21 protein-coding genes and 1 riboswitch are annotated in these 24,935 nt (G+C 54.3%); of the genes, 3 read left to right on the top strand and 18 right to left on the bottom strand.

Translation table 11 applies throughout. The features are described 5' to 3' along the window. Positions 1-35 precede the first annotated feature (35 nt). The 4 genes from PAT3040_RS24445 to PAT3040_RS24430 form a co-directional block, all read right to left on the bottom strand. A complete protein-coding gene (locus PAT3040_RS24445; protein ID WP_108994728.1) occupies positions 36-992 on the bottom strand; it encodes a zinc-dependent alcohol dehydrogenase in 957 nt (318 codons plus the stop codon). Between the two features lie 86 nt (positions 993-1,078). Beyond that, entirely contained in the window at positions 1,079-2,743 is a 1,665-nt protein-coding gene (locus PAT3040_RS24440; RefSeq protein WP_258235135.1) for an ABC transporter substrate-binding protein, read from the bottom strand. A gap of 36 nt (positions 2,744-2,779) precedes the next feature. Then, complete coding sequence (locus tag PAT3040_RS24435) at positions 2,780-3,685, bottom strand: carbohydrate ABC transporter permease (protein ID WP_108994727.1); 906 nt, start codon at positions 3,683-3,685, stop codon at positions 2,780-2,782. A 19-nt stretch (positions 3,686-3,704) separates the two neighbouring features. Beyond that, complete coding sequence (locus PAT3040_RS24430) at positions 3,705-4,661, bottom strand: ABC transporter permease (protein ID WP_108994726.1); 957 nt, start codon at positions 4,659-4,661, stop codon at positions 3,705-3,707. 304 nt (positions 4,662-4,965) lie between these two features. Here PAT3040_RS24430 and PAT3040_RS24425 point away from each other — a divergent pair, with 304 nt between their 5' ends. Together PAT3040_RS24425 and PAT3040_RS24420 are read left to right on the top strand one after the other, a co-directional pair. Further along, a complete protein-coding gene (locus tag PAT3040_RS24425) occupies positions 4,966-5,814 on the top strand; it encodes an AraC family transcriptional regulator (RefSeq protein WP_181376807.1) in 849 nt (282 codons plus the stop codon). A gap of 110 nt (positions 5,815-5,924) precedes the next feature. Beyond that, positions 5,925-6,599: a stalk domain-containing protein gene (locus tag PAT3040_RS24420; protein WP_108994724.1), complete on the top strand. Its 675-nt coding sequence runs from the start codon at positions 5,925-5,927 to the stop codon at positions 6,597-6,599. A gap of 127 nt (positions 6,600-6,726) precedes the next feature. On the opposite strand, the gene purD is transcribed toward PAT3040_RS24420, so the two are convergent. From purD to purE, 12 genes are all read right to left on the bottom strand, one after another. Next, positions 6,727-7,992: a phosphoribosylamine--glycine ligase gene (purD, locus tag PAT3040_RS24415; protein ID WP_108994723.1), complete on the bottom strand. Its 1,266-nt coding sequence runs from the start codon at positions 7,990-7,992 to the stop codon at positions 6,727-6,729. A gap of 33 nt (positions 7,993-8,025) precedes the next feature. Continuing rightward, entirely contained in the window at positions 8,026-9,573 is a 1,548-nt protein-coding gene (gene purH / locus PAT3040_RS24410; RefSeq protein ID WP_087571432.1) for a bifunctional phosphoribosylaminoimidazolecarboxamide formyltransferase/IMP cyclohydrolase, read from the bottom strand. A 330-nt stretch (positions 9,574-9,903) separates the two neighbouring features. After that, a complete protein-coding gene (gene purN, locus PAT3040_RS24405; protein ID WP_108994722.1) occupies positions 9,904-10,512 on the bottom strand; it encodes a phosphoribosylglycinamide formyltransferase in 609 nt (202 codons plus the stop codon). Beyond that, positions 10,512-11,555, bottom strand: coding sequence for a phosphoribosylformylglycinamidine cyclo-ligase (gene purM / locus PAT3040_RS24400; protein ID WP_108994721.1), 1,044 nt, complete (start codon positions 11,553-11,555; stop codon positions 10,512-10,514). Before purM ends, purN begins: the two co-directional genes overlap by 1 nt. A gap of 585 nt (positions 11,556-12,140) precedes the next feature. After that, positions 12,141-13,697: an amidophosphoribosyltransferase gene (purF, locus tag PAT3040_RS24395; protein ID WP_087571500.1), complete on the bottom strand. Its 1,557-nt coding sequence runs from the start codon at positions 13,695-13,697 to the stop codon at positions 12,141-12,143. After that, positions 13,682-15,925 carry a phosphoribosylformylglycinamidine synthase subunit PurL gene (gene purL / locus PAT3040_RS24390; protein ID WP_087571429.1) on the bottom strand — a complete coding sequence of 748 codons (2,244 nt, stop codon included), beginning with the start codon at positions 15,923-15,925 and terminating at the stop codon, positions 13,682-13,684. The genes purF and purL overlap by 16 nt, the downstream gene beginning before the upstream one ends. Then, complete coding sequence (purQ, locus tag PAT3040_RS24385) at positions 15,903-16,595, bottom strand: phosphoribosylformylglycinamidine synthase subunit PurQ (protein WP_087571428.1); 693 nt, start codon at positions 16,593-16,595, stop codon at positions 15,903-15,905. Before purQ ends, purL begins: the two co-directional genes overlap by 23 nt. A 4-nt stretch (positions 16,596-16,599) precedes the next feature. Beyond that, complete coding sequence (gene purS / locus PAT3040_RS24380) at positions 16,600-16,845, bottom strand: phosphoribosylformylglycinamidine synthase subunit PurS (protein ID WP_179215887.1); 246 nt, start codon at positions 16,843-16,845, stop codon at positions 16,600-16,602. Between the two features lie 104 nt (positions 16,846-16,949). Continuing rightward, on the bottom strand, positions 16,950-17,855 hold the full coding sequence (locus PAT3040_RS24375) for a phosphoribosylaminoimidazolesuccinocarboxamide synthase (RefSeq protein ID WP_108994720.1): 906 nt from the start codon (positions 17,853-17,855) through the stop codon (positions 16,950-16,952). Between the two features lie 24 nt (positions 17,856-17,879). Continuing rightward, positions 17,880-19,175 (bottom strand): adenylosuccinate lyase, encoded by a 1,296-nt coding sequence (purB, locus tag PAT3040_RS24370; protein ID WP_108994719.1) that lies wholly within the window; start codon positions 19,173-19,175, stop codon positions 17,880-17,882. A gap of 7 nt (positions 19,176-19,182) precedes the next feature. Further along, entirely contained in the window at positions 19,183-20,361 is a 1,179-nt protein-coding gene (gene purK, locus PAT3040_RS24365) for a 5-(carboxyamino)imidazole ribonucleotide synthase (protein ID WP_108994718.1), read from the bottom strand. After that, the gene (gene purE, locus PAT3040_RS24360) at positions 20,358-20,843 is read right to left on the bottom strand and encodes a 5-(carboxyamino)imidazole ribonucleotide mutase (RefSeq protein ID WP_087571423.1); all 486 of its coding nucleotides are present in this window, start codon (positions 20,841-20,843) and stop codon (positions 20,358-20,360) included. Before purE ends, purK begins: the two co-directional genes overlap by 4 nt. A 279-nt stretch (positions 20,844-21,122) precedes the next feature. Then, a riboswitch (purine riboswitch) is annotated at positions 21,123-21,221 on the bottom strand. A gap of 276 nt (positions 21,222-21,497) precedes the next feature. Between purE and PAT3040_RS24355 the strand changes: the two genes are divergently transcribed. Continuing rightward, positions 21,498-22,784: a LysM peptidoglycan-binding domain-containing protein gene (locus tag PAT3040_RS24355; RefSeq protein ID WP_108994717.1), complete on the top strand. Its 1,287-nt coding sequence runs from the start codon at positions 21,498-21,500 to the stop codon at positions 22,782-22,784. 93 nt (positions 22,785-22,877) lie between these two features. Here PAT3040_RS24355 and PAT3040_RS24350 read toward each other — a convergent pair whose 3' ends face one another. Continuing rightward, a complete protein-coding gene (locus PAT3040_RS24350; RefSeq protein ID WP_108994716.1) occupies positions 22,878-24,116 on the bottom strand; it encodes a TraB/GumN family protein in 1,239 nt (412 codons plus the stop codon). Positions 24,117-24,306: 190 nt separating this feature from the next. Next, positions 24,307-24,930: a nitroreductase family protein gene (locus tag PAT3040_RS24345; RefSeq protein WP_258235134.1), complete on the bottom strand. Its 624-nt coding sequence runs from the start codon at positions 24,928-24,930 to the stop codon at positions 24,307-24,309. Positions 24,931-24,935: the final 5 nt, after the last annotated feature.

The following is a 24,935-nucleotide window of genomic DNA, read 5'->3' as shown; positions in this document are numbered from 1 at the left end:
TTCATAACCTCCCGTAATTCCAACATTCTTTCCGTTTAAGGTATCAAACAAATCTTGATCGCTTCCTGTGATCGCAGCATCGCAACGGCTTCCCCGTAAGAGGCAAGCGGCATCTCGCAAGTAATGAGCGGCCTCAGATCAAGCTTCCCTCCCTCGATTAGGCCAAGTGCATATTCGGCAGCTGCTCGGTAATGTCCAGGATATCCGATGACACTGAGTCCATCATGCCGCAAAACATAATCGTCTCTTTGTACCGCAAACAGGGCTACCGCTTCCTGCGTATGGTCCATCAAGTAGCGGACCGCCGAAGGATAACCAACACAGTCGATGGATACGTCGATGGCTCCGTCCTCCCCCCTCGGCGTAAGCGCATCGGAGTTTGCTCCATAAACCTCGGAGGCGCCTAGTTCGAGCGCTAATTCACGCCGCGCCTCCAGAGGATCGATACCGATGACGGTATCCGCACCCTCCGCGCGCAGCATCTGAAGCGCCACGATCCCAGCAGGACCCAAACCGTTAACAGCACATCGTTTGCCTACAATGCCAACCGTCTCTCGCAGCCGCAGGATCGAGCTAGCGATACACATCGCAAGCTCCAGCGAAACGACCTGCGTATAGTGAAGCCTCTCAGGCACTGGCAGTAAATCAGCTTCGTTCATCAGAACATATTCGGCGTAGCAACCTGGATTGCCCTGACCCGGATCGCGCCACGCGCATACTGTTTCCCCGATCTTTAGCGAAACGCCCTCTCCCACCTCATCGACCACTCCGGTCATTTCGTGTCCTGGCTGGCCGGGCATATAAGGAAAGGGAACTGGTCCATGATGCTCGAACATCGGCCTGCCGTGATAAATATGCAAATCCCATTGCGGACAAGTTGTAACAGCTCTTACTTTAATGAGCGCTTGCCCCGCTGCCGGCTTCGGTTTCGGTACCTCTGCCATTTCCGCCGCTTCCTTGTTCTTAATAATCAATGTCTTCATCGTTTCCATTCCCGTACAGCTCCCCCATCCATACTCTCGTCTCTTTGTGGCCGCGCAGCCGTTTTATCTAACGGACAAGCGCGGCCCCGTGCAGTTTATTGCTTCTTGGCATCGTAGGCGGTCTGGTACAACTCTAGATAACGTGCCAAATTCATATCGTCCAAACTTTTAACGTAACTGTCCCAATCCTTATCCAGATTAAAATCGCCTGTAATGGCGCGAGCCATCGTCTCGTTAACACGGTTGTGCAAAACGAGCTGCAGATCCGCGAGCTCCGCCGATTGTTCGTCGGTTATATACAGCGGCGGCACAATTTGTTCCAGCGGAACTTGATAAGGCGCGTACTTTTCTTTTGTTTCGGCATACAATATTTTCTCCAGCGGATTATCCGGATTGTCCGCTTGGGCCATTCGATTTGCCGCCGAGTTAAACACCGGGCCAGACAAGTTCCAATGCACGTTCTGTACATTGCCCCATGACTTCAGCGGCTTCCACTTTGCTGCGCCGCCGTCGATGGCAACCTCGCCTTCCGAGGCGTAATCCCATTCGATCCCGGGGCGACCAGTGGCGCTGCGCTTCGAAACCTCGTATTCATACATGTAATCCAATAAGCGGAACGCCGCCTCCGGATTACTGGCATCCTTTGTGATGACGTAACTGCCCAGATTAAGTACGCCATACGGATCGTAAGGCGCCACCTGATAGCCTGCTGGCCCCTTGAGCGGAGGAACCGCGACATAATCCAGCCACCGGCCGCTCTCGCCGAAAAATTGCGTAAATTCCCCCATATGCAACGTTGAAACGGCTCCAAGAATCGGAATTTCCGGATTTTCTCCAAGCTGCTTCAACTGATTACCGTCCTGCATCAACGCCTGCGGGTCCATCAGTTTATCAGCATATAAACGATTTAAGTATTTTAACCCTTCCTTCCATTCGGGCTTGTTGTACGGAACCGATACCTTACCGTTGTCCACCGTAATCCAAGAATGCGGCGCATAAGTAAACGCATTCATCAAAAAGTTGTGTACCTGTGTCAAGTAACCGGTCGGCGAGCCTGAGAACGGGATCTCATCAGCTTTTCCGTTACGGTTTGGATCCTGCGTCTTAAACGCTTGGAGCACGTTGTAAAATTCCTCGGTCGTTGTCGGCATCGCAAGGCCGAGCTCATCCAGCCACGGCTGATAGATCCACATTTTCTGCATATACATCGCATGGAAGCCTTCATTCGGCGATGGCATAGCATAGATATTTCCGTCCGGTGCCTTAATCGTATCTTCCAGGTACGGCAGCTCCTCGAACATTTTTTTGGTCTCTACGCCATATTGCTCAATCAGATCGTTGAGCGGTGTAAACAATCCAAGCCCGCCGTAAATCATCTGCTGTGTAGGCGACATCGCCAGGGACATAATGACATCCGGCAAATCCTCCCCGCTCGCCAGAACCAGCCCCAGCTTCTCCGACGCCGACTTGTCAGGGATAATCTCCCACTCAATGTGAATATTCGTTTGTTCCTCCAGAAACTTTGTGAATTCATTTGTCTCGAAATTTTCGACAAGCGGATTCGAGTGAGTCATAATACGGATTGTCGTTTTCTCTTCTGTAATCGGCAATTCGCCAGGCGCGCTCACCTTGACCCCTGCCTCTCCTCCCGCATTGTTGCCGCTACCCCCGTTACCGTTATTACCGTTACCCGTACAGCCACTGAGCGCAAGCGTAGCAGCTAATGCCAACATCCCTCTCGTATACCATTTTTTGTTCAAATCAGACCCTCCTCCAAAGTTTGTCTACTATTATCATCAGCCCTTTAAGGAGCCGATCATAACCCCTTTAACAAAGTGCTTTTGCACAAACGGATAAATAATCATCAGCGGCAGCGTTGCCACCACGATTAACGAATATTTAAGCAAATTGCTTAGTCCTTCGCGCTCCGCCGCGCTTTGCACATCCACCACCGTTGCCAGCATACCGACATTAACGTTATTCTGAATCAAGATTTCCCTAAGAACGATTTGTAGCGGGTAAAGATTTTCACTTTTCAGAAAAATAAACGCGTTGAAGTATTGATTCCAGTGTCCCACTGCATAAAACAATGTAATGACTGCCAGCACCGGCATCGACAGCGGAATCGCCACGCGCGCTACAAATGAAAAGTCGCTGCATCCATCCAACTGCGCTGCCTCAAGCAATTCATCCGGAAGAGAGGTCTGGAAGTACGTCCTCGTAATAACCATGTTCCATACGCCAAGGGCGCCGGGAAGCAGCATCGCCCAAACCGTATCCAGCATCCCCATGTTGCGAACGAGCAAATAAAATGGAATCAATCCTCCCGAAAACATCGTGGTAAATACGAACAGGAACATAACCGCATTTCGTCCATATAGATCTTTTCGCGACAGCGGGTAAGCCGCCAGCACGGTTAATGCAACGTTTATTGCAGTTCCAACCGCCATATAGAACAAGGAATTGCGGAAACCCGACCAGATTAGCCGATGATTAAATACCGCTTTGTAGCCATCCAGCGTAAAATCAACCGGATAGATCCATACCTTGCCGGAAACAATCGCGTGCGAGCTGCTAAAGGAAGCGCTTAAAACGTACAGCAGCGGATATAGCACTGACAGCAGGAACAAGCTTAATATGATGTAGTTGGTTATGGTGAACCAGCGATCTCCGCCTAATTCCCGGATGGTCCGATTATCCACTTCAATTTCTCCTTCCCCGTTACCACAGACTGCTTTGCTTCAATCTGCGCGCGATCCCATTAACGGCAATCAGCAAGGTCAGATTGATAACTGATTTAAACAGGCCGATCATCGTAGAATACGAATAATTCATGCCCGGCGAATTTAAGGCCACCTTGTAGACGTAAGTGTCGATCACCTCGGAGGTGCTCAAATTTAGCGAGTTTTGCATCAGCAATATTTTCTCATAACCGACATCAAGCATATGCCCCATATTAATGATGAGCAAAATGACGGCGACCGGCATAATGCCTGGCAGATCGACATGCCAGATTCTGCGCATCTTGTTCGCGCCGTCAATGACTGCCGCTTCGTGCAGCGCGGGATCTATACTGGCCAGAGCAGCCAAATAGATGATGCAGCTAAATCCGACCAATTGCCATACGCCCGACCATACATAGATCGACTGGAACCATTCGGCCTTCGCCAAAAACTGTATGGGTTCGAAACCAAGCGCAGTAATGGCGTGGTTGACAATCCCTTTGCGCGGGTCAAGCAGCTCGAACAGGATGCCGACCATTACCACGACCGAGATAAAGTACGGCGCATACGTAATCATCTGTACGCTCTTCTTGAACCAGGTCTTGCCTACATAGTTCAAACTGAGAGCCAGCAGGATCGGGAACGGAAAACCCGCGAGCAAGCTATACATACTAATCGAAATCGTGTTGCGGAGCAGTCTCCAAAAATCGTAGGAGTGTATAAACCGGTTGAAATGCTTAAGTCCAACCCATTCGCTCCCCCATATACTCTTGTTGATTACAAAATCCTTAAAAGCAATCTGCGCTCCATACATGGGTACATAACTAAAAATGACGATAAATAAAACTGGCAAAGCCAGCATGACATACAATTGCCAGCCTTTTCGGATTCTGCTCCATGGAGTCCCTCGTCGGGCAGCCTTTGGTCGATGATGAGCGACCAATTCAGTTTTCATGGATGTCTTACCTCCTCTCCCCTTTGTCTTTCGGCCTTCTTTTAATACTTTTTGTAAGCCTTTACATTCCAGCAAATTAATTATACACTTGGATGCAAATAATGTATTTGCACGAAATTTTGTTGTTTCACCATTATTACCTGCAAAAAAGTGGATGTTGTCACATGTATTTTATATTTGTTTTATACAAAACTGACTTATGGGCAGAACACCCCCTATTCAAGTCCAAATTCGATTGACTGCATTCGCTTGTTGTTTTATCTTCAAAAAGAAAATGAGGAATATCTCAAATGGGAGGTCAGCCATGCTGATACGTAAACACGGTAACATTACGATGTCATCCCCCCAGATGTATTCCAGTGGTGGAATCCATCCCTATCACCATGAAATACTATACATATCATCCGGAGAAGTAGAGCTGTCCTGGCAAAACTATGTCTACAAGGCTTCCGGACCGGTTTTGTTCCTGCTGACGCCAAATACGCCTCATCAGCTCATCAAACTTTCCACTCAATACAGCTTCTTGTTCATGGAGGTGGATATTGAGCATGATCCGTTTCCCAACCTTAACGAGATCATTCACTGGAATGCTATGCAGGGTCAGCTTTCTGTCCCTTCTTATGGACTAACGAGCGTATTCCAGACCATGAATCTGATTCGCAACCACTTCGAATCGGAGCTCTCCGAAAATTCAGGCTTACTCAATCAACTCGTATCAACGGAGATGTTTAAGGTTACCATGCTGGTGCGCCATCTCGTAGCCTATTCGCTGTACACTCCGCAAGCAGGCAAACAAAATTCTGACAGTTCCTCTACCCATTCCGTCGACGAAGCGCTGGAGCTGCTGATGCACTTTATGGAATCGTATTATCGCGAGGATATTACACTGCAGGACCTGGCGGACCAGATTCATCTCAATTCTTCTTATCTGATCCGGATCTTTAAACAAAAAACGGGCATGACTCCCATCCAGTACTTAAACCATCTGCGGATGAACGCGGCGATTAACCACTTGTCCAATCATAATCTATCCATTCAGGATATCGTGAAGCTGACGGGCTATCAGAACATCCATTATTTCAGCCGAGCCTTTAAGAAGACGTTTGGTGTCAGCCCCAGCCAATGGCGGCTACTGCAGGAACCCAAAGATTAGCTCGGCGGAGTGGATCAGAACTATGCCAAAGGACTCTTGTTGATGGAAAATTATTCATTTATAATAATTGTTGATATTTTACATAATTTTCAGCCAGGAGTGTGAGCGTATTGAAGAAAAAAGCATTTGCAGCCATTATCGGTGTATCCATGTTGGCCAGTATGGGAACTGGGGCATTTGCGGCGACGAAGCTGCAGGAGATTAAAGCCTTTTTAAATCCTGAAATAAAGGTACAGGTCGACGGAACTTACGCTGATCTGCGTGACGTAAACGGCAACGCCATTGCACCGATCGTCTATCAAGGCGCCAACTATTTTCCTATCCGCGCTGTGTCCGATGCGCTTGATGTAGCGGTAGATTATGACGAGGCTACCAAAACGATTATTTTGGGCGAGAAGGTTGATGGCACCTCTATTGCCAAGGGATTCGATGATATGTATCACACAAAGGACCCGGTCCAAACGACCTATAAAGGCAAGGATTACAAAGAAGCTTTTTACGACAACGCTTCCGGCAACCGCAATGTTAGTTTTATGCTCTATCCGGATAAAAACTATCAAACGTTATACCTTCAGATTGCAGCTGTCGGCGGCGATCTGACAGACTTTACGATTAAAGACTCGGAAAACGACATTATTCTGAAAGCAGAAAATGTCATCAAATCCGAAAATGGCCTGGTTACCGTCAAGGTTGATATCGGAGGCGTCGAAGAGCTGTACATCTATGGAAGTGCCACTAAGGACACCGCTGTCTTTATCCCTTTGACTACATCCTATTATAAATAAGATTTATCTTCTTAACGGATAACAAAAACCGATTGGCAGTTGTTGTCCCCACAGCAAAAAGACCTCAATCCCTAACTTAGGGTTTGAGGTCTTTTTATTTTGAACCGATCAGTAGGGCAGCTAGCTCCTAACGAAGAGCCTTCGCCGCGATGTCCGTGCGGTTCTGCATCCCCTCGAAGGAGATGACGCTAACCGCCTCGTAGGCGCGCGCGCGAGCTTCCGCGATGTCGCGGCCGCGGCCGACGATGCCGAGCACGCGTCCGCCGTTCGTCACGAACTGGCCGTCCTTGAGCGCAGTGCCCGCGTGGAACACAAGCGCGCCTTGCGCTTCCGCTTCCGCGATGCCCGTAATAACGCGGCCTTTCGGATAGGAAGCCGGATAACCTTCGGATGCCGCCACGACGCATACCGCCGCTTCGTCGCTCCATTCGATGTCGAGATCGCCCAGCCGTCCGTTCATCGCAGCCAGCACGATGTCGACGAGATCCGTCTTCAGCCGCGGAAGCACGACCTGCGTCTCGGGATCGCCCATGCGGGCGTTGAACTCGATCGTCTTGGGACCGTCCTTGGTGATCATCAAGCCCGCAAATAATACGCCGCGGAACGGACGTCCTTCGCTGACCATTGCCTTTGCCGTCGGTAGGATAATGTTCGTGATAGACTCCTCGATGATCGCCGGATCGATATGGGGAAGCGGCGTGTACGTGCCCATGCCTCCCGTGTTCGGTCCTTTGTCGCCGTCAAAAATCGGCTTGTGGTCCTGAGCCGGAACCATTGGTTTTACGGTTTCGCCGTCCACGAACGCCAGGATCGACATCTCTTGCCCTTCGAGGAATTCCTCGATGACGATCTGGTTGCCCGCTTCGCCGAACACCTTGTCGACCATCACTTCGCGAAGGGCCTTCTCGGCCTCTTCCATGGAGTAGGCGACCGTTACGCCTTTGCCGGCAGCGAGACCGTCCGCTTTGATGACGATCGGAGTGGACTGCTCGCGCAAGTACGCGGAGGCCGCCTCGTAGTCGGTAAACGTCTCGTACTTGGCTGTCGGGATGTTGTATTTTTTGAGCAGATTTTTCATAAAAATCTTGCTGCCTTCAATCTCCGCGGCCGCCTTGTTCGGACCGAAAGCAGGGATGCCCGCCGCTTCGAAAGCGTCCACGATACCTTCCGCAAGCGGATCGTCGGGACCGACGAATACGAGATCGATCGACGCTTCCTTGGCGAAACGGGTTAGCTCGTCGAACTGGGATACCGGAATCGGCACGCATTCCGCGATTTGCGAAATGCCTGCATTTCCTGGCGCGCAGAACAGCTCTTTCACCTTATCGCTTTTCTTAAGTGACCAGCAGATCGTATGCTCGCGTCCGCCGCTGCCAATGACTAAAATACGCATAATGAGTGCAAGCCCCTTTTCTTGTAACGTGGATTAATGTTTGAAGTGACGGACGCTCGTAAACACCATTGCTATGCCGTTCGCGTTCGCCGCAGCGATGGATTCTTCGTCCTTGATGGAGCCGCCGGGCTGGATGATCGCCTTGATGCCGGCTTTCGCCGCAAGCTCGACCGTATCGCCCATCGGGAAAAACGCGTCGGAAGCCAGTACCGCGCCGACAGCTTTCTCGCCTGCTTGTTCGATCGCGATGCGCGCCGCGCCGACTCGGTTCATTTGGCCTGCGCCTACGCCTACCGTCATGTCGTCCTTCGCGAGCAAAATCGCGTTCGACTTCACGTGTTTCACGACCTTCCATCCGAACAGAAGCTGTTTGAGTTCTTCCGGAGTCGGCTGGCGCTCCGTGACGACCTTCAGATCCGCTTCCGTAATGCTGTGCACGTCGCTCTCTTGAACGAGCATGCCGCCGTCTACGGACGTGACGACCCACTCGGATTTGCGTTCGGCCGCAGCCGTCAGTTCGCCGAGCTTGAGCAAACGGATGTTTTTCTTCTTCGCGAGAATGTCGAACGCTTCAGGCGTGTAATCCGGCGCGATGATGATCTCCAGGAAGATGCCGCCCAGCAGTTCGGCCGTATCGGCGCCGATCGTGCGGTTAGCCGCGACGATGCCGCCGAAGATCGATGTCGGATCGGCTTCGTACGCTTTTTGGTACGCTTCGTGAATCGTTGCTCCGATGCCCACTCCGCAAGGGTTCATATGTTTGACGGCAACAACTGCCGGCTCGTCGAATTCCTTCAAGATGGAGAGCGCGGCGTTCGCGTCGTTAATGTTGTTGTAGGACAGCTCCTTGCCGTGCAATTGCTCGGCAGTTGTGACGTTGCCCGTCGCCGCCAGCGGCTTGCTGTAGAAAGCTGCTTTCTGGTGCGGGTTCTCGCCGTAACGCAGATCTTGCACCTTCTCGTAAGTAATTGTGTACGTCTCGGGAAGCGGCTCTCCCGTTTGTTTGGAGAGGTAGTCCGAGATCAGCGCGTCGTAAGCCGCCGTGTGGCGGAATACTTTCGCGGCCAGACGTTTGCGCGTCGCGAGCGTCGTGTCGCCGCCCTCTTTCAACTCTTCCGCAACGGCAGCATAGTCGCCGGCGTCGACGACAACCGTAACGAACGCATGGTTTTTGGCCGCGGAACGAAGCATGGTCGGGCCGCCGATGTCGATATTTTCGATCGCGTCCTCGTAGGTCACGTCAGGCTTGGCGATTGTTTCTTTAAACGGATACAAGTTAACGACTACCAGGTCGATATACTCGAGTCCCAGCTCTTTCATCGCTTTCTGATGTTCTTCGTTGTCGCGAACCGCCAGCAGGCCGCTGTGTACGGCCGGGTGCAGCGTCTTGACGCGTCCGTCCATAATCTCGGGGAACCCTGTTACATCGGAGATGCCAATGACGGGAACGCCTTCCTTCTGAAGCAGGTTGAACGTCCCCCCGGTCGAAATAATTTGCACGCCTTGCTCTGCGAGTGCTCTCGAAAACTCAACGATGCCCGTCTTGTCGGACACGCTGATCAACGCTCTGCGAATAGCCACTTTTAACGTCCTCCTTGGATTGGTTGAATTGGATTGAGTCAATAACGTTATGATTTCTAACGGACAACAGCGAAGCTATTTGCGCGTTTTCTTCCGTTTTTTAACTTTAACGGACAGGAGAAACGTTAATTGAACATAATCAAGGTTAATATTGCCCAGATCGTGCAAATAGGGTCGCCTGTGTCCGTTAGATTTTAGAAACCTATCAAAATCGAAAATTAGCGTCTTTCTTGTCCGTTAAGCGGGACATCTCACGCATTTATGACGATAGGCTGTCATTCACCTGCCGGGTGTTTATATCGCTACGTTCTGCTTCTGGTTAAACTACGACTATGATACGGTCACTTGCCGCCCGTCGAGCTTGACTCGACCTGCAGCGATTGCGCCGACCACGTTAGGCAGCAGCTCCCGTTCCACTGCTTGAATTCGTTCTGACAACGTGTCGATGCCCTCGCCATCCGAGATTGGTACGACGACTTGCGCGATAATCGGACCGCTGTCTAGCCCGCCGTCGACATAGTGCACGGTAACGCCGGTCACCTTTACGCCGTAGTCCAGCGCCTGCCCCATTGCATTTACGCCGGGGAATGCCGGCAGCAGCGACGGATGCACGTTGATCATCCGGCCATAATAAGGCTCAACGATTGTAGGAGTGAGAATGCGCATGTAGCCAGCAAGCACGATGAGCTCCACGCCGCGCTTCGTGAGTTCGGCGACGATTTCCGTTTCGTAAGCTTCGCGGTTCGGGTAATCCTTGGGTTTGAATACGAAGGCGTCTACGCCTGCCCGGCTCGCCCGTTCGACGACCGGCGCAGACGGCTTGTCACAAACAAGAAGCTCGATGGTCACATCGAGCTTCCCCTCCCGCACCGCATCCGCAATCGCCTGGAAGTTCGTCCCTTGTCCCGAAGCGAATACCGCAATGCGCAGCGGCGCCATTATACTTCCGCTCCCGTGAACGTTACGACGCGGTTGCCTTCCGTAACCGTGCCGATTCGGTAAGCCTTCTCGCCAAGCTCTTCGGAGATTTTAATCGACTTCTCTGCTTGGTCGGCTGGCACAACGATAACCAGACCGATGCCCATGTTGAACGTCGTGAACATGTCGCGGTTCGAGATCGCGCCCTTGTCTTGCATCAAGCCGAAGATCGGCAGGATCGGCCACGAGCCATAAGCGATGTCTACGTTCACGCCGTCAGGCAGCACGCGCGGGATGTTCTCGATGAAACCGCCGCCTGTAATGTGCGCCATGCCTTTCACTTGCACTTCCTCGATCAGCTTAAGGGCTTGCTTCACGTAAATGCGAGTCGGCTCGAGCAGCACGTCGCCCAGCTTGGCGCCGTCCAGCTCGTCCAGCTGTTGATCCAGCGAGTAGCCTGCTTCTTCGAGCAGCAGACGGCGAACGAGCGAGAAACCGTTGCTGTGGATGCCGCTGGAAGCGAAGCCAAGCACCGCATCGCCGGGAGCGATCGTGGAGCCATCGATCATTTTTTTCTTGTCGACGATGCCGACCGTGAAACCGGCGATGTCGTATTCTTCTTCGGAGTACATGCCAGGCATCTCTGCAGTCTCGCCGCCGATCAGTGCGCAGCCGGATTGGACGCAGCCTTCGGAGATCCCTTTGACAATCGCTTCGATCTTCTCGGGAACAACTTTGCCGCATGCCAGATAGTCGAGGAAGAAGAGCGGCTCTGCGCCTTGCACGATAATATCGTTCACGCACATCGCTACCGCATCGATTCCGATCGTGTCATGCTTGTCCATTGCGAACGCCAGCTTCAGCTTCGTGCCGACGCCGTCCGTTCCGGATACGAGCACGGGCTCCTCGTATTTGTCCTTGTCCAGTCCGAACAGGCCGCCGAAGCCGCCCAGCTCCGCCAGAACCTCCGGACGGTAAGTGCGCTTCACGTGTTTTTTCATCCGTTCGACCGCTTCGTTGCCCGCGGCGATGTCGACTCCAGCCTTTTTATATGCTTCTGACAAAAGGTTCCACTCCTTATTTCGTTCTCAGAAAAGTATCTTATCCCGCAAATGCAACTCAAGTGAGCAAACTCGCAGGTTTGGCAGACTAACTTTCGTCTCGTAAATAGGTCGACTGCGCCGACTAATTTGCCGCGCTCAGCCGCTTGGCGCGGGATTAAGTCGGTCTCGCCGACTTATTTACTCAGCGTAGCGGCTTGGCGTGAGATTAGGTCGGCTACACCGACTTATTCGCTCCACGCAGCAGCTTGGCGCTGGATTAAGTCGGTTACACCGACTTATTTGCTCCGCGAAGCTGCTTGGCGCTGGATTAAATCGGTGTCGCCGACTTATTTGCTTCGCGTAGTGGCTTTGCGCGGGATTAAGTCGGTCTCGCCGACTTATTTGCTCTACGCAGCCGCTTTGCGGGAGATTAAGTCGGTTACACCGACTTATTTGCTCCGTGCAGCCGCTTGGCGCGATATTAAGCCGGCTGCGCCGACTTATTCGCTCCACGCAGCAGCTTGGCGCGGGATTAAGTCGGTCTCGCCGACTTATTCGCTCCGCGCAGCCGCCACTCCGCCGCACGGAGCGCTGGTCGCGGCTGTCCTAGCAGCTGCAGCTTTTGTCCGACTCCTCATTAACCGGAGTCGGGTAATCGTTGTCGAAGCAGGCAAGGCACATGCCGCGGTTGTACGCACCGTCGTTGCCGCCCACGGAGTCGACGAATCCGTCATTGCTCAGGAAGGATAAGGAGTCCGCATTGATTTCTTGACGGATTTCTTCGACTGTGCGGTACGAAGCGATGAGCTCCTTGCGATCCGGCGTGTCGATGCCGTAGTAGCAAGGGTTCTTGAACGGCGGCGACGTAATTCGCACGTGCACCTCCGTAGCTCCCGCTTCGCGCAGCAAGTTGACGATCCGGCGCGACGTTGTGCCGCGCACGATGGAGTCGTCGATCATGACGACGCGTTTACCTTCGACGACCTTGCGAACCGCGGACAGCTTCATTTTGACGCCCTTCTCGCGCAATTCCTGCGAAGGCTGGATGAACGTCCGGCCCGTATACTTGTTTTTGATAAGCCCCAGCTCGTACGGAATGCCCGTCTGCTCCGCGAATCCGATCGCTGCCGAAATACTGGAGTCCGGTACGCCTGTTACGACATCCGCGTCGACGAACGCCTCGGTAGCCAGCTGACGTCCCATCCGTTTGCGCGCGGAGTGGATATTGATGCCGTTAATGTCGCTGTCCGGTCTCGCAAAATAAATATATTCCATCGCGCAGGTCGCGCGGCGTTCGATCTTCGCGTAACGATCCGTGCGTATGCCGTTCGCATCCAACACCAGGAGCTCGCCCGGCTGAACGTCGCGAACGTACTCCGCGCCGATTGTCTCGAACGCGCAAGTCTCGGAAGAGAACACGTACGCATCGCCCAGACGCGCCATCGCCAGCGGACGAAGTCCGTTGGGATCGGAAGCGACGATCATCTTCTCATTGGTCATGATGAGGAAAGCAAAGCCGCCGACGATACGCTGCAACGCTTCCTTGGCCGCCGTCTCGAAGTCCTTCGAGGAACGGGCGATCAAGTGCGCGATCACTTCCGTGTCGCTGGATGTCTGGAAGATGGAGCCGCTCATCTCGAGCTCGTGTCTAATCTCGGGCGCATTCACAATATTGCCGTTTGTCGCAACGCCTAGGTCACCATCACGGTATCTGAAAATAAGCGGCTGCGCGTTGCCGAGTTGGCTCGAGCCCGATGTGGAGTAGCGGACATGGCCGATAGAGCGATCGCCCTTCAGCATGTCCAGCTTGTCCTTGTCGAACACTTCCTTGACTAACCCCATGCCGCGATGGTAGTTAAACGCATTGCCATTGTCTGTATCAACCGTACAAATCCCGGAGCTCTCTTCTCCGCGATGCTGCAGCGCATGGAGGCCGTAATAAGATAGTCCTGCGGCGTCGGGATGACCGAACACGCCAAAGACTCCGCACTCCTCGCGCAACTTGTCAAAAATATCGTCCCGGCCAATACCCTCATTGTAATGATCGCCGGTCCAAAGCACCTGGCCATCTAATGTTGCACCGTCGCGTACCTGGCCGCCGAGAGCCGTGCGATTAGGCACAGCGCTCGCTTGCGCAGAACGGTCGATTACTTCATGAGACATGGAATCGCATCCTTCCAAACCTTCTCCAGTTGTTGTACCGGCGCTGCGATGCCGGATTTGCCATTGACGTTAATGGTGAGGCTGCTACCCGATACTTTACCGATGACCGCAAATTGAACGCCTTGCTCGCTCAAAAGAGCTGTCAATGCGTCCGCCTGCTCCGGCTTCGCCGACAGCAGAATGCGGGATTGCGATTCACTGAACAGCAGGTGGTCCGGACGAAGGTCGCTGGTCAGCGATACTTCCGCGCCAACGCCGCCGCTGATACAGGACTCCGCCAGCGCTACCGCGATGCCGCCTTCCGACAAGTCGTGCGCAGAAGCGACGAGCCCTTGCTGAATAGCGCCAAGGACGGCATCTTGAACTTGCTTCTCCACGTCGAGATCGATGACCGGAGGACGTCCCGCAGGAGCGCCGCTCAGCACGTATTGCAGCTCGCTGCCGCCAAACTCCGCTTTCGTGTCGCCGAGGAGCACGATGACGTCGCCTTCGGACTTGAAGCCTTGCGTCATGATGTGGTCGACGTCATGCACCAGGCCGACCATGCCGATGACCGGCGTCGGGTAGATCGCGCCTTTGGCATTCTCGTTGTACAAGCTGACGTTGCCGCCGATGACCGGCGTATCCAGCTTCACGCAAGCTTCGGACATGCCATCCGCCGATTTTTCAAGCTGCCAGAAGATTTCCGGCTTCTCCGGGTTGCCGAAGTTAAGGTTGTCCGTAATGGCCAGCGGCTCCGCGCCGGAGCATACGATGTTGCGCGCCGCTTCCGCGACCGCGATCCGTCCGCCCATCTCGGGGTCCAGATGCACGTAACGTCCGTTGCAATCCGTCGTCATCGCCAGCGCTTTGCGCGTACCGTCAACGAGAACAACCGCTGCATCGGAGCCCGGGCGCACGGCCGTAGCCGTACGAACCATGTAGTCATATTGGTTATATACCCACTCTTTGCTCGCAACCGTCGGGGAAGCCAGAACTTTCTCGAGGGCGCCGTTCAGATCCGTAATTTCGTCAAAAGCAGCCGTGTCGATCGCTGCGCTCTCGCGGAACGAAGCAGGCTCGCTGGACGGTTTGTTGTACACTGGACACTCGTCGACAAGAGCTTTGACCGGCATGTCGGCTACTTCTTCGCCCTGGTGGAACAACCGGAGACGTCCGTCATCCGTCACTTTGCCCACTTTTGCGCAAATAATGCCCCAACGATCGAAAATTTCCTTCGCTTGCGCCTCATGCTGAGGCTCGACAACAAAGAGCATACGCTCTTGCGACTCGGACAACATCATCTCGTAAGGCGTCATGCCCGTCTCGCGCTGCGGCACCTCGTCGAGGTACAGCTCAAGACCGTTGCCTGCCTTGGAAGCCATCTCCGCGCTGGAGCAAGTGAGGCCGGCCGCGCCCATATCCTGAATGCCCAGAACGATGCCGGAGTTGATCAGCTCGAGCGTTGCTTCCATAACCAGCTTTTCCATAAACGGATCGCCGACTTGGACCGCCGTACGTTTCTCCTCGGACTCCTCGGAGAGCTCGACGGATGCGAATGTCGCGCCATGAATGCCATCGCGCCCCGTTGCCGGGCCAACGTAGAAAACAGGGTTTCCTACGCCTTTGGCGACGCCGCGCTGGATTTTGTCATGGTCGATCAGCCCGACGCACATCGCGTTGACGAGCGGATTGCCTTCGTAGCTTTCGTCGAACATCACTTCGCCGCCAACCGTTGGAACACCGATACAGTTGCCGTAGCCGGCGATGCCGCTGACGACATTTTCGAACAAGTATTTAACGCGTTCATTGTTCAAGTTGCCAAAGCGCAAGCTGTTTAGTATGGCTACAGGACGCGCGCCCATCGAGAAAATATCGCGAAGAATGCCGCCGACACCCGTCGCCGCGCCTTGGTAAGGCTCGACAGCAGACGGATGGTTATGGGATTCGATCTTAAACACGACAGCCTGGTTGTCGCCGATGTCGACGATGCCCGCGCCTTCGCCCGGCCCCATCAGGACGCGAGGTCCGGTGATCGGGAATTTTTTCAGAATAGGCTTGGAGTTCTTGTAGGAGCAATGCTCCGACCACATGACGCTGAATACGCCGATCTCCGTGTAGTTGGGCTTGCGGCCCAGGAATCCGCAAATCAGTTCGTATTCGTAATCCGTAACGCCGAATTGCGTGTAAATGCGCTGATCCGCGATTTGCTCCGCAGTCGGCTCCTTAGCTGTTAATTGCTGCGCCATGTTGTTCCCTCCATGCATTCAAAATCGATGTAAACATTCTCAGTCCGTCTTCCGAGCCCAGAATCTGGCTTACCGCGCGCTCCGGATGCGGCATCATGCCGACGACGTTGCCCGCTTTGTTGCTAATGCCCGCGATGTTGTCGACGGAGCCGTTTGGATTTGTTTCGCCCGCGTAACGGAATACGATTTGATTGTTCGCTTTGAGCTCGGCCAGCGTTTCTTCGTCGCAGAAGTAGTTGCCTTCGCCGTGAGCGATCGGAATATCGATAATCTCGCCTTGCGAATATTGATTCGTGAAAGCCGTATTGCTGTTCACCACTTCAAGAGGCGTACCATGGCAACGGAATTTCAGGCCCGTGTTGCGGATAAGCGCGCCAGGGAGAAGATTTGCTTCCGTAAGGATCTGGAAGCCGTTGCAGATGCCAAGAATATATTTGCCTTCGTCTGCCGCTTTCTTCACTTCGTTCATGACGTTCGCGAATTGCGCGATAGCGCCGCAGCGCAAGTAATCGCCGTAGGAGAAGCCGCCTGGCACGAGGATAGCGTCGTAGCCGGACAGGTCCGTAGCGGTATGCCAGACGTAGTCGACCTGCTCGCCGATCGCTTCAACTGCCTTGTAGCAATCGATGTCGCAGTTGGAGCCGGGAAATACGAGAACCGCAAATTTCATGATCTTAACCCTCCAGCTCGAAGCGGTAGTCTTCGACCACTGTGTTCGCGAGCAGCTTCTCGCACATCACTTTCAGGCGGGCTTCCGCTTCCGCGCGATCGTTTGTGTCAAGCTCCACCTCGAGATATTTGCCGATGCGCACTTTGCCAACTTCCGCGAACCCCATGGAATGGAGCGCGCCTTGCACGGCCGTTCCTTGCGGATCCAAAACGTTTTCCTTAATCGTAACGTAGACGGTTGCCTTCATAATAGCCTCCTGAATGTGTGTTTATAATGGTAATTCGTTGAACATGCTTGTTGGATAGTTGTTGCTGTTACTGTGTGATGCTCGTTTGGTGTTTCTATGTCCGCTTCCTACGACAGCTCCTGCCCCGTCAAGCGACGGTAAATCTCGCGGTAGCGCGCCGTCGTGGCCGCAACGACAACCGCCGGCAGCGGATCCGGCATGCTGTCGCGATCCCAGTCCGAGCCCAGCAGGTAAGTTCGGACCGGCTCCTTGTCCATGCTATCGATCTCCACGTCGTAGGCGTAGCTGCCTTCCGACCAGAAGCGCGACGAGTCCGGCGTGAAAATTTCGTCGATCAGGATGACCTTGCCGTCGATCAGACCGAATTCGAACTTGCAATCCGCGAGAATGATGCCGCGCTCCTGGCAATAGTCATGCGCGAAGCGATACAGAGTCAGGCTGCGGTCGCGCAGCTCCTCGGCCAGAGCTTCGCCTACCAGCTCCGCCATCCGCTCGAACGGGACGTCTTCGTCATGGCCGACGTCATTTTTTGCGGCCGGCGTAAAGATCGGCTCAGCAAAATGTTCGTTCTTCCGCATGCCCTCCGGCAGCTTGATGCCGTTGATCTCGCCCGTGCTCGTATACTGTCTCCAGCCGCCGCCCGTAATGTAGCCGCGCACGACGCATTCGATATCGATGCGTTCGGCTTTGCGGGTCACCATGATGCGGTTCTTAAGCAGCTCCGGCTCCGTCACGATATCGCCCAGCAACGCCACGTCGGTATGCACCACATGATTTTCCTGCAGCTCCTTCGTTACCTCGAACCAGAAAGCCGACAGCCGATTCAGTACATTGCCCTTATCGGGAACAGCCGGGTCCAGCACGTAGTCGAACGCCGAGATCCGGTCGGTCACGACGATCAGGAAGTGCTCCCCGAGATCGTACAGCTCCCGCACCTTGCCCTTGTACACCAGCGGCGCCTTTACGTAATCGACAGCCGTAGATAATGCCTGCGGTCTTGCGCTTGCGCTCATTCCATTCATCCCCTCGTTCCTCGCCTAGTTCAAGCCCAGTCTTGCGAAAATCGTATCTACATGCTTGAGATGCCAAGCAGGGTTGAAGCAGTCGTCGATCTCCTCCGAAGACAGCACCGCCGTAATTTCCGTCGTTTCTTCCACGATGGAGCGGAATTGGCGCTGCTCTTCCCAAGCCTGCATCGCACGCGGCTGCACCGTGTCGTACGCTTGCTCGCGGCTGAAACCTTTGTCGATCAGCTTCGTCATGACGCGGCCGGAGAACGGAACGCCGTAGGTCGCGCTCATGTTGCGTTTCATATTTTCCGGGAACACCGTCAGGTTCTGAATAATGTTGCCCAGTCTGTTAAGCATATAGTTAAGCAGCATCGTCGAATCAGGCAGGATGACGCGCTCCGCCGAAGAGTGGCTGATGTCGCGCTCATGCCAGAGCGGCACGTTCTCGAATGCCGTCAGCATATGGCCGCGAATGACGCGGGACAGGCCGGACATGTTCTCGCAGCCGATCGGATTGCGTTTGTGCGGCATCGCCGACGAGCCCTTCTGGCCTTTGGCAAACGGCTCCTCCACCTCGCGGAATTCGCTCTTCTGAAGCGCGCGGATTTCCGTGGCGAACTTGTCCATCGACGTCGCGATCAGAGCCAGAACGCCTACATACTCGGCGTGACGGTCACGCTGCAGCGTCTGCGTGGAGATCGGAGCGGCCGTGATGCCTAGCTTGTCGCAGACGAATTGCTCAACGAACGGATCAATGTTAGCGTACGTGCCGACGGCGCCGGACATTTTGCCGAATTGAACGTTGTGCGCCGCGTGCTGGAACCGCTCCAGGTTGCGTTTCATCTCTTCGTACCACAGCGCCATCTTGAGACCGAACGTCGTCGGCTCGGCATGCACGCCGTGCGTGCGCCCCATCATCGGAGTGTCCTTGTACTGAATGGCTTTCTCGCGAAGAATGCCGATAAATCTTTCGATATCCTTAAGCAGGATTTCGTTAGCTTGCCGGAGCAAGTAGCCCATCGCCGTATCGACGACGTCCGTGGAAGTCAGGCCGTAATGCACCCACTTGCGCTCCGGTCCTACCGTCTCGGATACGGCCCGGGTGAACGCGATCACGTCGTGGCGAGTCTCCTGCTCGATCTCGTAGATCCGGTCGATGTCGAAGCTGGCCGAAGCTCGCAGCGCTTTAACGTCTTCCTGTGGAATAATGCCAAGCTCGGACCAAGCCTCGCATGCGCACAGTTCAACCTCCAGCCAAGCTTTGAATTTATTCTCTTCCGTCCAGATGGCTCTCATCTCGGGTCTGCTATAACGTTCTAACATGATGGCATCACACCTTCCAAATCGTAGTTTCTTCTATCCATTGCAATGCCGCCTCCACGTTAGGGGCCAGCACGTTCACATGACCCATCTTCCGCTTGAATACGGCGTCCTTTTTCCCGTACAAATGCACCTTCGGAGCAATGCCGGCATGAGTCGCCGCATCGTCGCCTTCCGCCAGCCTTTCCAGCAGCGGCTCCACATGCTGCCCCAGCACGTTGACCATGACGACGGAGCTCATCAGCGACGTATCGCCCAACGGCAAGCCGCAGATGGCGCGGACATGCTGTTCGAACTGCGACGTGCGGCAAGCCTCCATCGTGTAATGCCCGCTGTTATGCGGACGCGGCGCGAGCTCGTTGACGTACAGCCCGCCGTCCTCCGTCACGAACAGTTCCACCGCGATGAGTCCGACGACGTTCAGTCCTTCCGCGATCCGTACAGCTAGCCGCTCTGCTTCCGCAATCACGTCTTCGCCGACGCGAGCCGGCACGATAGAAAGATGCAATATATTATCGACATGAATATTTTCCGCAGGAGGGAACGCTTTTATTTCTCCTTTGGAGCTTCTTGCCGCAATGACCGATATTTCTTGTTTGAACCTGATGAACTGTTCCAGCACAAGCTGAGTGCCCGCACGGGATAACGTCTCGTAGGCTTCCGGAATTTCATCCTCGCCGCGGATGACCCATTGTCCCTTGCCGTCGTAGCCCCCTGTCGCCGTTTTGAGCACGCAAGGCGTTCCGAATGCGGATACCGCATCCCGCAGACTATCCTCGCTAGTGATCTCGCGATACGGTGCCACGCGGACGCCTGCCGCTTCGATCGCCCGTTTCTCGCGGAGACGATGCTGCGTCGTGTACAGCAGCTCGCTGCCTTGCGGCACATAGGACCGCTCCATCAGCTTTGCGGCGACGTCTGCATCAACGTTTTCGAATTCGTACGTAATGACGTCCGACGCTTCCGCAAGCGCCAGAGCCGCGTCCATATCGTCGTACGCCGCCACGATCTGCCGGGATACTTGTCCCATCGGAGAATCCGGCGTGGGATCCAGTGCGACGAACCGGTAGCCCATTGCGCTGCCTGCATTAGCAAGCATTCGCCCGAGCTGTCCGCCTCCTAGAATTCCGATCGTTCCGCCAGGCAGAATCGTCTTGGCGCCATCCGATCCAGTCGTTGCGCGCGTCATAACGTCTCGCTGCTTTCCAGCACTTCCTGCTTCACGCGGTCGCGCCTGGCTTGCACTCGTGCCGCGATGTCGGGCTCGAACGCTCCCAGCATCTGGGCTGCCAGCAAACCGGCGTTCGTGCCTCCGGCGTTGCCGATCGCGACCGTCGCCACCGGGATGCCGCCCGGCATCTGCACGATGGAGAGCAGCGAATCGAGGCCGCTCAAATTCGAGGATTTGACGGGAACGCCAATAACCGGCAAAGTCGTCTTCGCGGCGACCATGCCGGGCAGATGCGCGGCGCCCCCCGCTCCCGCGATAATGACCTTAAGGCCGCGCTCCGCGGCGCTTTCCGCGTATTCGAACATCAAATCCGGCGTGCGGTGCGCTGACACGACCTTCTTCTCGTACGGAATTTCGAGCTCCTCCAGGATGTCGCAAGCCAATTTCATTGTGTCCCAATCCGACTTACTGCCCATGATGACGCCTACCTTAGCAGACATTGGTCCAAACCCACTTTCATCTTTTATAGAATGCATTCGTTCCAGGAAATAGAAAAAAGCCCCAGAGAGATCGGTTGCCGATCTGCCGCAGGACCATAGCCGAGAACGTCCGCCATGGAGGGCGATATCGTTCTTTTTCGATGAATCCGGGCAGGACCGCGCAATCCACCAGCCTAAAGACAGCATAAGGCTGCCCCATGCGGGAGCAACCTGTCATGCAGCCCCTTGGCAAGGGCGTTGCGTCAATGTTCCGTCTATCGTTCCTATGAACTTGCCGAATTTCCGATTCATCTAGCTCGTAGTCCAGAAATTAAGGTTTCCAGGTAGAAACATTCGGGCCAATCCCGAAAATATACGAGTTATTCCTTGAAGAGGTACTTTTTGAACGTGTATTAGGAGGGACAGCCTTTCGTCCCAAGCCTTCTCTAGTTTAAACAATCGTTCTTCCACTGTCAACAAAATACGAACATTATGAAGCTTATATATTTTAAAGTTCGTTTTTTTCTCAATATTGCTCAATAGCCCCGTCAATCGCCTCTTCTTTGGGGCTCGAATCCCCATTTCTTCCATCCTTCGTCTAGGTACATGTTCTTCTGAATACATATAGAGATAAGGTTTAACGGGACGTACCGAATATACAAGGAGGTCATTGTCTTGATCATTCATACCGTCAAGAACGGGGACTCGCTATGGAAGCTGTCTCAAAACTACGGCGTTCCTTTGTCGCATATTCTCGTCGCAAACGGCTTGTCTGAGCAAAGCATATTGGTCATCGGGCAGGCTGTCATCGTGCCGACGGAGCCGTCTCCCGCTTCTCACAAGGTGCTCGCAGGCGAATCGTTATGGCAGATTGGCCAACGATACGGAGTCACGCTCCAGGAGCTCGCATCCGCCAACGGCATTCGGAATCCCGCTCTTATTTACCCCGGCCAGATGCTGAAAATTCCGACCACGGCCAAGCCGGTTATCGAAGTCAATGCCTATACCGAGAAGCTGGAGCAGAACGGCGTGGCCATCGTGAACGAAATCGGAGAATATTTGACCTTTCTGAGCCCGTTCAGCTATCGGGTTCAGCCCGATGGAAGTCTCAGGCCGCTGGACGATACGGCGATCATCGCCGCGGCATACGCAAAGCGGGCCGCTCCCATGATGGTGATCACGAATTTCGTGGACGGCAACTTCAGTCCCGATATCGCCCATGCCGTCGTAGCCGATGAGGCGGTTCAAAATCGCGTCATCGCGGGTATCGTCGCCGTTATGGCGCAGAACGGCTATATGGCGCTGAACGTAGACTTCGAATATGTACCGCCTGCCGACAAAGAGTTGTATAACGCTTTCCTGCAAAAGCTTGTCGACACGCTGCGCCCGCAAGGCTATCTCGTCTCCTCCGCGCTTGCGCCCAAGCTGTCCGCCACGCAAACGGGCACGTTGTACGAGGCGCATGATTACGAAGCACACGGGCGCATTCTCGACTTTGTCATTCTGATGACCTACGAATGGGGCTGGTCCGGCGGACCTCCGAGAGCCGTCGCTCCTCTAAACGAAGTGCTAAAGGTCGTCAATTACGCGCTTAGCGTCATCCCGGCTAACAAGGTCGTCATGGGCATGCCGCTGTACGGCTATGACTGGACGCTTCCATACGTCTCGGGCGGCCGATGGGCGCCGACGGTCAGCCCTTTCGCGGCCGTGGAGCGAGCGGCGAAATACGGCGCAGAAATTGAGTACGACGAAGAGTCTCAGTCGCCGTTCTTCTATTATTATGACGAGCAGGGCGCCCAGCATGTCGTCTGGTTCGAGGATGCGCGCAGCGTCCAGGCGAAGTTCGACGTCGTAAAGCGGCTTGGGCTGCGCGGAGTGAGCTATTGGGTGCTTGGCGTCTCTTTCCCGCAGAACTGGTTCGTCCTAGGCGAGAACTTTACGATCAAAAAATATGTCCGGTAATTAGTAAGCGAAGATAAAGACAAACAAGGCTGTCCCATGAGGTCTTTAACCTAAGGGACAGCCTTGTTTGTTGCCATTTCGAGGTTGAAACAATCAGATGCGGGTAACGGTGTAGCCCATCTCTTCCAGAAGCGCGACTACTCCGTCCTCGCCGGGCAGGTGCAGAGCACCTACGACGACAAAGAACGTTGAAGCTTCCTTGTTGTTCAAGTAGCCGTCGATACCTTCTGCCATTCCCACGTTGCGGTCCCTCAGGACAGCGTTGTAATATTCCTCGTTCGACTTCGAATCTTCCGCGAGCTCGGTCAGCATCTCGATATCCCCGTCCACCCACATGGAAGACAAATCCTGCACGCTGTCGCTTTCGTTATAGAAGCCATAGACGGAACCCATGAGCATCCCTTCCTGCAGCTCGGCCGAGAAATTATCGAACATTCTGTATTGCAGCTCCGCCGACTCCAGCTCCAAAATCGGAATTTCCTTCTTGATAGCTTGATCCATAAAATATTGATCGATGCCAAGCTCCGCTTCGAATTCCGAATCCTCTTGAAGCCAGCTGTCCAGAACAAACGATGCGAACCAAGGTTTGAGCGTATCAAGCGTGTTGGTTTCCAGCTCCAGATCCGTCAAGAGTTGCACGACTGCTTCGTACCCTTCCGTAGACAAATGATTGCGAAGCGTCGTACCGTCCTTATAGTAACCGAGATTACCTAGCAGCTTCTCATAATCAACCTCATCCGATTCTCCGTTCACTTCCACTGACAAGAAGTCCGCTTCCTGGAAGGCATCCGTGATTTCGTCGCGAAGAGGATACATCGCATCGTTGCCGACGTGGATGGAACCAAGCAGGTAAACGACGTTTTCGCCGTTCTCCACCTTGTACATAAAGCCGCGGCTCTCTTGGATCGTGTCAATGAGCACCGCGCGAATGTCCTCCAGCCATTCGATCTCGTAGCCGGATGCGCTAATGATAAATCGCAGCGGCACGTATGTAGTCTTGTTGAGGATCTTGGGCGCAGCGTCCAGCTCTTGCGGCTTGGAATTGACATACGCCGTCTTGCGGTCGATCTCCAGGATGATGGTTGCCTTCTCGCCGGTCGCCGTAACGACTCTCAGCTTTTCGTTCCAATCCAGCTCGAAAGCCAGCTCCTCCAGCAGCATGCGAACCGGGACGAAAGTAACGCCATTCTCGATAAACGGCTTCTGTTCGCCGAACTTGACCGGCTGTCCGTCAATCCAGATGGAGGGAGGCGTTGGCGTGGCCGCCGATGCGCCGGTGGCCAAGCTTAAAGATAGTAATAGTGCTGCGATAAATGCCGTAAAACGTTTCATCTGCCGGCTCTCTCCTCTATCTATTTAATAGGTCTTTGGTCTCATTCGAACCAAGGTACCTCCTATTCTATCAAATCTTTTCCATATTTGATAGAGCGGAAATGGTAAACAGGAGCGTCGCTAAACCGCAAAAAGCCCTACCCCGCCATCAGGCGGGAGTAGGGAATTCCAATGCAAATTCACCAATCGATCAAGCTTCCAGCCACACCGTCTTCTCCGAGATCGGCGCGCGCTTTTGCGCAGGAGGCGCCATATCCGGATAACCTAAGTAGATGAGGCCGGTCAGCTCTTCCTTGCCTTCCGTTAATCCAAGCGCGCTGCGCATCAACGGATTGTACATCGGCTCGCCAGAGCGCCAAATCGCTCCCAAGCCATGGGCGTGTGCTGCAAGCAGCAGGTTCTGAACGGCAGCCTGGGCAGCCGCCAATTCTTCCGAATATACGGCGCGCGAGTCCTCCGACTTGGAGTAAACAGCCGCGATGACAACGGGCGAACGGTACGCTTTGGCCCGCTCCTTCTGCAGCTTCGCCTCTAACTCCTCGGCACTCATCTCGGGCCAGCCCGACTTGGCCACATTGGCGTACCCTTCGCCAAGCGCCGCTCTTCCGTCGCCCGTCATGACGATGAAGCGCCAAGGCTGCGTGTTGAAGTGGCTGGGCGCCCAACTTGCCGCTTCCAGCAGTTCCTCGATGACCGCGCGATCCACCGGATCGCTTTTCACTCTGCCGATGGAACGGCGCGTGCGTATGGCCTCCAAGACGTCCATAGACTTGCGCTCTACAGGCGCATTCGTTGCGGGTGTTTCCATGCTCATTGCTC

Origin of the sequence: Paenibacillus agaridevorans, from assembly GCF_003112455.1 — a bacterium.
Taxonomy (GTDB): Bacteria; Bacillota; Bacilli; order Paenibacillales; family Paenibacillaceae; genus Pristimantibacillus; species Pristimantibacillus agaridevorans.
The sequence above is the reverse complement of the archived record's forward strand: the minus strand, read 5'-3'. Positions and strand labels throughout refer to the sequence as shown.

Coding starts and splice junctions, on each gene's coding strand:
- purD (WP_108994723.1), bottom strand. CDS start 7,992: ATGCGTATTTTAGTCATTGGCAGCGGCGGACGCGAGCATACGATCTGC.
- PAT3040_RS24425 (WP_181376807.1), top strand. CDS start 4,966: ATGCTGATACGTAAACACGGTAACATTACGATGTCATCCCCCCAGATG.
- PAT3040_RS24445 (WP_108994728.1), bottom strand. CDS start 992: ATGGAAACGATGAAGACATTGATTATTAAGAACAAGGAAGCGGCGGAA.
- purL (WP_087571429.1), bottom strand. CDS start 15,925: ATGGCGCAGCAATTAACAGCTAAGGAGCCGACTGCGGAGCAAATCGCG.
- purK (WP_108994718.1), bottom strand. CDS start 20,361: ATGACGCGCGCAACGACTGGATCGGATGGCGCCAAGACGATTCTGCCT.
- purF (WP_087571500.1), bottom strand. CDS start 13,697: ATGTCTCATGAAGTAATCGACCGTTCTGCGCAAGCGAGCGCTGTGCCT.
- purB (WP_108994719.1), bottom strand. CDS start 19,175: ATGTTAGAACGTTATAGCAGACCCGAGATGAGAGCCATCTGGACGGAA.
- PAT3040_RS24345 (WP_258235134.1), bottom strand. CDS start 24,930: ATGAGCATGGAAACACCCGCAACGAATGCGCCTGTAGAGCGCAAGTCT.
- purE (WP_087571423.1), bottom strand. CDS start 20,843: ATGTCTGCTAAGGTAGGCGTCATCATGGGCAGTAAGTCGGATTGGGAC.
- PAT3040_RS24375 (WP_108994720.1), bottom strand. CDS start 17,855: ATGAGCGCAAGCGCAAGACCGCAGGCATTATCTACGGCTGTCGATTAC.
- purN (WP_108994722.1), bottom strand. CDS start 10,512: ATGGCGCCGCTGCGCATTGCGGTATTCGCTTCGGGACAAGGGACGAAC.
- purQ (WP_087571428.1), bottom strand. CDS start 16,595: ATGAAATTTGCGGTTCTCGTATTTCCCGGCTCCAACTGCGACATCGAT.
- PAT3040_RS24350 (WP_108994716.1), bottom strand. CDS start 24,116: ATGAAACGTTTTACGGCATTTATCGCAGCACTATTACTATCTTTAAGC.
- PAT3040_RS24430 (WP_108994726.1), bottom strand. CDS start 4,661: ATGAAAACTGAATTGGTCGCTCATCATCGACCAAAGGCTGCCCGACGA.